This is a genomic window from Neisseria sp. HMSC03D10 (assembly GCF_001807625.1).
Taxonomy (GTDB): Bacteria; Pseudomonadota; Gammaproteobacteria; order Burkholderiales; family Neisseriaceae; genus Neisseria; species Neisseria mucosa.
Map to the genome: position 1 here is coordinate 1 of NZ_KV789603.1, position 6868 is coordinate 6868.

Sequence of the window (6868 nt, forward strand, 5' to 3'; positions counted from 1 at the left end):
CTTCAAATGCGAATCCGCCGTCGTCTGAAAATGAAGCAAGGTGGTTTTAAGGCGGAATTTGGGTTGGTCCGTTTTGGGTGTTGTTTAACTACTGAAAAATTGTGCGGATTGTTTTGGTATTAGGAAAGATAGTTTCAAGGTTTGAAAACAAGATTTTTTAATAGATTTTCATAATATTTTGTTTTACATGGTATTTTGATTGGCGTGTCCGCATTGTGCGGTGAACCTGTTTGCGCTGCCTTTGCAAGTGGGAATTTTTACGGTATGCTGGATTGGATTATTTACAAATCAATAGGATTTTTTTACTTATCTTGTTGTAATTGAAAATGATTTGTTCCGCGTATCCGTAAAAACGCGAGAATTTCCGCTGTATTTTAATTAGAAAAATGTTTGGGCGTGGATTGCCTGCAATTTCATCAGCCCGTGATTTTGAAGTTTTAGATGAGGAATAGTACATGAATCCCATGTATATCACTTTTGCAATCTATCTGATTGCCGTTCTCTTGATTGGTCTGGCCGCGTATTTCTCCACGCGCAATTTCGATGATTATATTTTGGGCGGGCGCAGCTTGGGCCCGTTTGTTACGGCGATGTCGGCGGGTGCGTCCGATATGTCGGGCTGGCTTTTAATGGGTCTGCCCGGCGCGATTTATTTGAGCGGTTTGAATGAGGCTTGGATTGCCATCGGTTTGGTCGTTGGCGCATATTTCAACTGGCTTTTGGTGGCGGGTCGTCTGCGCGTGCATACCGAATATGCCAATAATGCGCTGACGTTGCCGGATTATTTCTTCCACCGCTTCGGCGCGGGCGGACACTTGATGAAAGTGGTTTCCGCGCTGATTATCTTGTTTTTCTTCACGATTTATTGCGCTTCGGGCATTGTGGCGGGTGCAACTTTGTTCCAAAGCTTGTTTGAAGGCATGACTTACAATCAGGCGATGTGGCTGGGTGCGGGTGCAACCATTGCCTATACCTTCTTGGGCGGCTTTTTGGCGGTCAGCTGGACAGATACGCTGCAAGCTTCTTTGATGATTTTTGCGCTGATTTTGACGCCTGTAATGGTGTATCTGGGTCTGGGCGGTGCGGAACAAATGTCTGCCGCAATTCAAAGCGTTGCCGCTGGTACGGGCAAGGAATATAACAGTCTGCTTGCCGGCACGACCGTTATCGGTATTATTTCCACCGCCGCATGGGGCTTGGGCTATTTCGGTCAGCCGCACATTTTGGCGCGCTTTATGGCGGCTGAAAGCGCGAAATCACTGGTATCCGCACGCCGCATCGGCATGACTTGGATGGTGTTGTGTCTGGCAGGCGCAGTGGCGGTCGGTTATTTCGGCATTGCGTATTTTGGTGCAAACCCCGACCAAACCGCTTCCATGCACGGTAACCACGAACGTATCTTCATCGCGCTTTCTACTTTATTGTTCAACCCTTGGATTGCAGGCATTATTTTGAGCGCGATTTTGGCGGCGGTCATGTCCACTTTGTCTTGCCAGCTTTTGGTTTGCTCCAGCGCGATTACCGAAGACTTCTACAAAGGCTTTTTGCGCAAAAATGCGCCGCAATCAGAATTGGTATGGGTGGGCCGTCTGATGGTATTGGCGATTGCCATTATCTCTATTCTGATTGCGTCCGACCCTAAGAGCAAAGTTTTAGGCTTGGTATCTTATGCGTGGGCAGGTTTCGGCGCGGCGTTTGGTCCGATTGTGATTCTGTCGGTATTGTGGAAACGCATTACGGCATACGGCGCTTTGTCGGGCATGATTGCCGGCGCGCTGACTGTGGTGGCGTGGGTGGAGTGGGTCAAAAAACCTGCTTTGGCTGCACATGAAACCGGTATTTGGACTATGTACGAAATCGTCCCCGGCTTCATCGCCTGCTTGATTATCGCTGTTCTGGTTTCACTGACCGACAAAGAGCCGTCTCGTGAAATCCAAGAACGTTTTGAAAAAGCGGACACAGAATACCGCGAGGCGAAATAAGTGTTTTCAGACGACCTGCCGTTGACCGCAGGTCGTCTGAATTTTTATACGGGAAGGCAGGTTTTATTTTTATATTGATGCTTATGCGGATAATGCACTCTTTTAGCTTTATCTGCTTTTTATCAAAGCAAAAAATCCTGTTTTTGAGATAAATTGCTTGTCCGGCCCTTATAAATTTATTAAGATATTATCTATATGCTTTAAATCTTTTCAGACGACCTCGAAAAGGGATGGGGTCGTCTGAAAATCATCATAAAAACTTTGGAGAACCTTAAAATGTTTGACTTTGCTTTTCCGACACAAACGCCACTGCGCCAAGCGATTACCGATGCTTACCGCCGCGACGAAATCGAAGCCGTTCAGGATATGCTGCAACGCGCCCAGATGAGCGACGAGGAGCGTCGGGCGGCGTCCGAACTCGCGCGCCGTTTGGTTACGCAGGTTCGTGCCAGCCGCACCAAAGCCAGCGGGGTAGATGCGCTGATGCACGAGTTTTCGCTCTCCAGCGAAGAAGGCATTGCGCTGATGTGTCTGGCGGAAGCTTTGCTGCGCATTCCCGACAATGCGACGCGCGACCGCCTGATTGCCGACAAAATTTCCGAAGGCAACTGGAAAAGCCATTTGAACAACAGCCCGTCCCTGTTCGTCAACGCCGCCGCATGGGGCTTGCTGATTACCGGCAAACTGACTGCACCGAGCGACAAGCAGATGGGTTCGGCTCTGAACCGCCTCGTCAGCAAAGGCGGCGCACCCCTGATCCGCCAAGGCGTGAACTACGCCATGCGCCTGTTGGGCAAGCAGTTTGTTACCGGACAAACCATTGAAGAAGCGCTGCAAAACGGCAAAGAGCGCGAAAAAATGGGCTACCGCTTCTCCTTCGATATGTTGGGCGAAGCTGCCTACACCCAAGAAGATGCCGACCGCTATTACAACGACTACGTTCAAGCCATTCACGCCATCGGCAAAGATGCCGCCGGACAAGGCGTTTACGAAGGCAACGGCATTTCCGTCAAACTTTCCGCCATCCATCCGCGCTACTCGCGCGCCCAACACGAACGCGTGATGAGCGAACTCTTGCCTCGTCTGAAAGAGCTGTTCCTTTTGGGTAAAAAATACGATATCGGTATCAATATCGACGCCGAAGAAGCCAACCGTTTGGAGCTGTCTTTGGATTTGATGGAAGCACTCGTTTCCGACCCCGATTTGGCGGGTTACAAAGGCATCGGCTTTGTCGTTCAGGCATATCAAAAACGCTGCCCCTTCGTCATCGACTATCTGATTGACCTTGCCCGCCGCAACAATCAAAAACTGATGATCCGCCTCGTTAAAGGCGCGTACTGGGACAGCGAAATCAAATGGGCGCAAGTGGACGGTCTGGACGGCTATCCGACCTACACCCGCAAAGTCCATACCGACATCTCCTACCTCGCCTGCGCGCGCAAACTGCTGGACGCGCAAGATGCCGTGTTCCCGCAATTCGCCACCCACAACGCCTACACCTTGGGCGCGATTTACCAAATGGGCAAAGGCAAAGACTTTGAACACCAATGCCTGCACGGCATGGGCGAAACCTTGTACGACCAAGTGGTCGGCCCGCAAAACTTAGGCCGCCGCGTGCGCGTGTACGCCCCGGTCGGTACGCACGAAACCCTGCTTGCCTACTTGGTGCGCCGCCTGTTGGAAAACGGCGCGAACTCGTCGTTCGTCAACCAAATCGTCGATGAAAACATCAGCATCGACACACTGATCCGAAGCCCGTTCGACACCATCGCCGAACAAGGTATCCACCTGCACAACGCCTTGCCGCTGCCGCGCGATTTGTACGGCAGGGGTCGTCTGAATTCCCAAGGCGTCGATTTCAGCAACGAAACCGTGTTGCAACAGCTTCAAGAAAAACTCAACCGCGCCGCCGCGCAAGACTTCCACGCCGCATCCATTATCAACGGTAAAGCCCGCGATGTCGGCGAAGCGCAACCGATTAAAAACCCCGCCGACCACGACGACATCGTCGGCACAGTCAGCTTTGCCGATGCCGCGCTTGCCCAAGAAGCCGTCGGTGCAGCCGTTGCCGCGTTTCCTGAATGGAGCGCGACGCCAGCCGCCGAGCGCGCCGAATGCCTGCGCCGTTTCGCCGATTTGCTGGAGCAGCACACCCCCGCGCTGATGATGCTTGCCGTGCGCGAAGCGGGTAAAACGTTGAACAACGCCGTCGCCGAAGTGCGCGAAGCCGTCGATTTTTGCCGCTACTACGCAGGCGAAGCCGAAAACACCCTGCCCAAAGATGCCAAAGCCGTCGGCGCCATCGTCGCCATCAGCCCGTGGAACTTCCCGCTCGCCATCTTTACCGGCGAAGTCGTTTCCGCATTGGCAGCCGGTAACACCGTTATCGCCAAACCTGCCGAACAAACCAGCCTGATTGCCAGCTACGCCGTTTCCCTGATGCACGAAGCAGGCATCCCGACTTCCGCCTTGCAACTTGTCCTCGGCGCAGGCGATGTCGGCGCGGCGCTGACAGGCGATCCGCGTATCGGCGGCGTGATTTTCACCGGTTCGACCGAAGTGGCGCAACTGATTAACAAAGCCCTTGCCAAACGCGACGACAGCCCCGTATTGATTGCCGAAACCGGCGGTCAAAACGCCATGATTGTCGATTCCACCGCGCTGCCCGAGCAAGTTTGCTTGGATGTGCTCAATTCCGCCTTCGACAGCGCAGGACAACGCTGCTCCGCCCTGCGTATCCTTTGCGTTCAAGAAGATGTCGCCGATAAGATGCTCGCCATCATCAAAGGCGCGATGGACGAATTGGTCGTCGGCAAACCCGTTCAACTTACCACCGACGTAGGCCCCGTCATCGATGCCGAAGCGCAGCAAAACCTGCAATCGCACATCAATAAAATGAAAGGCGTTGCCAAGTCTTACCACGAAGTCAAAGCCGCCTCCGACGTTGATCCTGCGAAATCCACTTTCGTGCTGCCGATTTTGTTCGAACTCAACAATTTGAACGAACTCACCCGCGAAGTCTTCGGTCCCGTCCTGCACGTTGTCCGCTACCGCGCCGACGAGCTTGACCAAATCATCGACCAAATCAACAGCAAAGGTTACGCGCTCACCAGCGGCGTACACAGCCGTATCGAAGGTACGGTCAAACGCATCCGCGAACGCATCGAAGCGGGTAACGTTTACGTCAACCGCAACATCGTCGGCGCCGTCGTCGGCGTACAACCGTTCGGCGGACACGGTATGTCAGGTACCGGTCCGAAAGCAGGCGGTTCGTTCTATCTGCAAAAACTGACCCGCATCCCCGAATGGGTTGCCCCGCCGCTGAGCCGTATCGGACAAGCGGACGAAGTCGCGCTCAAACGCCTTGAAGCCCTGATTCATAAGCTGCCGTTTAATGCGGAAGAGAAAAAAGCAGCGGCATCGGCATTGGGACACGCCCGCATCCGCACCCTGCGCCAAGCAGAATCTGTCTTGGTCGGCCCGACCGGCGAACGCAACGCCATGAGCTGGCGCGCGCCCAAACGCGTCTGGGTACACGGCGGCAGCCTCCTGCAAGCCTTCTGCGCCCTGACCGAACTTGCCGCCGCAGGCATCGTAACCGTCGTCGAACCCGACAGCCCGCTTGCCTCCTACACCGCCGACCTCGAAGGTCTGCTGCAAGTCAACAGCAAACCCGAAAACACAGGCGTGCATCACGTCGCCGCCCTAAGCCCGCTGAATAGCAGCCGCAAGCAAGAGCTGGCAAACCGCGACGGCGCACTCATCCGCATCCTCCCGTCCGAACAAGGTTTGGACATCCTGCAAGTGTTTGAAGAAATCTCTTGCAGCGTCAACACCACAGCCGCCGGCGGCAACGCCAGCCTGATGGCCGTTTCCGACTAAAAGGACTGAATAAACGCCAGAGCGTTTGAACAAAGGTCGTCTGAAAACGTTAGCAAAACCCGCTAAGTCCGTTTTCAGACGACCTTTTTCTGTAAATTAAAATAAGCAGGGCAGATACTGTTTTTCCGTCAGGTATGGATGGTTAACCTACCGTCGTTATTTCCGTACGGCTGGGAATTCGGAAATTTGAAGTTGCAGCAACTTTGAGATATTTCCGCAATGCAGAGACCCGGATTCCCGCCTGCGCGGGAATGACGGCAACGGCGGTTTCAGACGACTTTTATGGGCTAATGATAAAGTTTATCCGGAAGTATGAAAACAGGTCGTCTGAAACCCAACCCCGTTTTCAGACGACCCCGATATTTATTCTGCCCAATCCTGCGTTTCTTCCGAATCGCTCTGACCGCCTTCCATGACGGATTTGATTTCTTGGAAGAGGGCGCGGAAGTTTTTCGGCGGTTTGTTTTGTTCCTGCTCTTTTTTCGTGTTGCGGATTAAGGTGCGCAATTTGCCTGCGTCGGCATGGGGGAAGTCCGCCATGAATTGGGTGATTGCGTTGTCGTCCGCCAAGAGGCGCGTGCGGGCTTGTTCGATGCGTTGCAAGAAGGCGTTGTGGGCGGTATTTTCGCCGCGCAGTTTGGCGAGGAAGGCTTCGATGGGCGCGGGGTCGGTGTCTCGCATGAGCCTGCCGATGAATTGGCTTTGGCGTTTGAGCGCGCCGTTGGACGTGATTTTTTTGTAGGTAACGACGGCTTCGTACAAGTCTTCGTCCAAGCCGATTTTTTTCAGCGTATCGGTCGAGAGTTTGGTCAACTCCATGCCCAAAGCCTGCAAATCGTTCATCTGCTTTTTCATTTGGGTTTTGCTGACCCATTCGTCTTCGTTTTCAAACATTTTGATAAACCTTTAATTTTGTTTCGGGTATTTTAGCACGTTCGGGCAGGTTTCACGTCAACGCCCTGTCGAAACGGCGTTTTCAGACGACCTTTTATAGTGGATTAAAT

General features: G+C 53.1%; 3 protein-coding genes. 2 read left to right on the forward strand and 1 reads right to left on the reverse strand.

Features of this window, described 5'->3' with window-relative positions; translation table 11 throughout:
• Nucleotides 1–455: 455 nt before the first annotated feature.
• Together putP and putA are read left to right on the forward strand one after the other, a co-directional pair.
• Nucleotides 456–1982, forward strand: a complete 1527-nt coding sequence (gene putP, locus HMPREF3066_RS10485; RefSeq protein WP_070442810.1) for a sodium/proline symporter PutP — start codon at nucleotides 456–458, stop codon at nucleotides 1980–1982.
• 276 nt (nucleotides 1983–2258) lie between these two features.
• Nucleotides 2259–5864 carry a bifunctional proline dehydrogenase/L-glutamate gamma-semialdehyde dehydrogenase PutA gene (gene putA / locus HMPREF3066_RS10490; RefSeq protein ID WP_070442813.1) on the forward strand — a complete coding sequence of 1202 codons (3606 nt, stop codon included), beginning with the start codon at nucleotides 2259–2261 and terminating at the stop codon, nucleotides 5862–5864.
• Between the two features lie 363 nt (nucleotides 5865–6227).
• On the opposite strand, the gene yjgA is transcribed toward putA, so the two are convergent.
• On the reverse strand, nucleotides 6228–6758 hold the full coding sequence (gene yjgA / locus HMPREF3066_RS10495) for a ribosome biogenesis factor YjgA (protein WP_009311085.1): 531 nt from the start codon (nucleotides 6756–6758) through the stop codon (nucleotides 6228–6230).
• Nucleotides 6759–6868 lie beyond the last annotated feature (110 nt).

Bases quoted from the DNA above. Each gene is read 5' to 3' on its own strand.
- putP (WP_070442810.1), top strand. From the start codon at position 456: ATGAATCCCATGTATATCACTTTTGCAATCTATCTGATTGCCGTTCTC.
- putA (WP_070442813.1), top strand. From the start codon at position 2,259: ATGTTTGACTTTGCTTTTCCGACACAAACGCCACTGCGCCAAGCGATT.
- yjgA (WP_009311085.1), bottom strand. From the start codon at position 6,758: ATGTTTGAAAACGAAGACGAATGGGTCAGCAAAACCCAAATGAAAAAG.